This window comes from Deinococcus pimensis DSM 21231 (assembly GCF_000519345.1).
Lineage (GTDB): Bacteria > Deinococcota > Deinococci > Deinococcales > Deinococcaceae > Deinococcus_A > Deinococcus_A pimensis.
Genome location: NZ_KI912645.1, coordinates 14,325 through 15,841 on the forward strand (window position 1 = coordinate 14,325; position 1,517 = coordinate 15,841).

Annotated in this window: 2 protein-coding genes; both read left to right on the top strand. The window is 69.7% G+C overall.

Features of this window, described 5'->3' with window-relative positions; translation table 11 throughout:
• Nucleotides 1-157 precede the first annotated feature (157 nt).
• The gene (gene sdaAB, locus DEIPI_RS0112430) at nt 158-820 is read left to right on the top strand and encodes an L-serine ammonia-lyase, iron-sulfur-dependent subunit beta (protein WP_027481972.1); all 663 of its coding nucleotides are present in this window, start codon (nt 158-160) and stop codon (nt 818-820) included.
• A gap of 198 nt (nt 821-1,018) precedes the next feature.
• A partial coding sequence (locus DEIPI_RS30780; protein ID WP_045234238.1) for an L-serine ammonia-lyase, iron-sulfur-dependent, subunit alpha occupies nt 1,019-1,517 on the top strand: 499 nt, incomplete at its 3' end.

The following is a 1,517-nucleotide window of genomic DNA, read 5'->3' on the forward strand; positions in this document are numbered from 1 at the left end:
GAGCGCCAGGGAGGGCAGGAGCGCGGCGAGGGCGGGCAGGGCGGCGAGGACGGCGCGCGTGGCGCGGACGGGCTGGGTTCGTGCGGTCATGCGGTCAGGGTACGGGGAGGTGCGTGGCGCGAGCATGACGTCCCCGCACGCGCGCTAGACTCGCGTCATGAGCCTGCTCGACATGATCGGGCCCGTGATGATCGGGCCTTCCAGCAGTCACACGGCGGGCGCGTGCAGGATCGGTCTGGTGTCGCGCTTCCTGCTGGGTCACGCGCCCACGGAGGCGCGCATCGGGCTGCACGCCAGCTTCGCGAAGACGGGCCGGGGGCACGGGACGCACCTCGCGCTCGTGGCGGGCCTGCTGGGCTTCGCGCCGGACGATCCGCGTCTGCCGCGCGCGTTCGAGGAGGCGAAGGCGGCGGGCCTCGCGGTCACGTTCGAGGACGTGGACCTCGGGGACGTCCACCCGAACACCGCGCGGATCGATCTCTCGGGCGGCGGGTCGGACGTGAGCGTCGTGGCGAGCAGCACGGGCGGCGGCGTGATCCACGTGGGCCGCGTGGACGGCTTCAAGACGGACTTCTCGGGCGGCTCGCCGACGCTGCTGCTGCGCTATCAGGACGCGGTCGGGATGATCGCGCGGGTGTCGCAGCTCATCGCGGAGGACGAGGTGAACATCGCGACGCTGGTCTGCACGAGGGAGCGCCGCAATGGCCGCGCGATGCTGTCCATCGAGCTGGACCAGCGCCTGAGCGATCACGGGATCCGGAAGGTGTCGGGCCTGCCGGAGATCACGTGGTTGAGGATGCTGCCGAAGGTGATGGATTAGTGGTCAGTGGTCAGTGGTCAGCGGTCAGCGGTCAGCAGTCAGATATCTTGTCATCCGCAGATCGGGAGTTCGGGTGGACGGTCGAACACGGATGGCGGATGGCTGATGGCTGATGGCTGATGGCTGATAGCTGATGGCTCTCGAAGAACATTCGCGGCGCTCCATCTGACGTATACTAACGCTCGTTAGGAACCTCCTATGACCCTTGACGAGATCATGAACGCGCCCGCACCCGCCTCCGCGTGGGTGCTCGAACAGGACTGCCAGGAGAGCGGCCTCTCCCCCGACGACGTCCGTGACGTCATGCGCTCGCGCCTGCGTGAGATGCGCGACAGCATCGAACGCGGCCTCAGGACCGACGCCAGGAGCATCACCGGCATGGTCGGCTGGAACGCGAAGGGCCTGTGGGACGCGCCCGACGTGCTCGGCGCTCCGCTGATCAGGCGCGTGCAGGCCTACGCGATGGCCGTGAACGAGGAGAACGCCCGCATGGGCCGCATCGTCGCGGCGCCCACGGCGGGCAGCGCGGGCACCATCCCGGGCGCGCTGATCGGCGTGGCGGACCACCTCGGGCTGGGCGACGAGGCGCTCGTGATGCCGCTCGTGCTGGCCGCCGGGATCGGGAAGGCCATCTCGAAGCAGATGTACATCTCGGGCGCGGCGGGCGGCTGTCAGGCCGAGATCGGCGCGAGCGCCG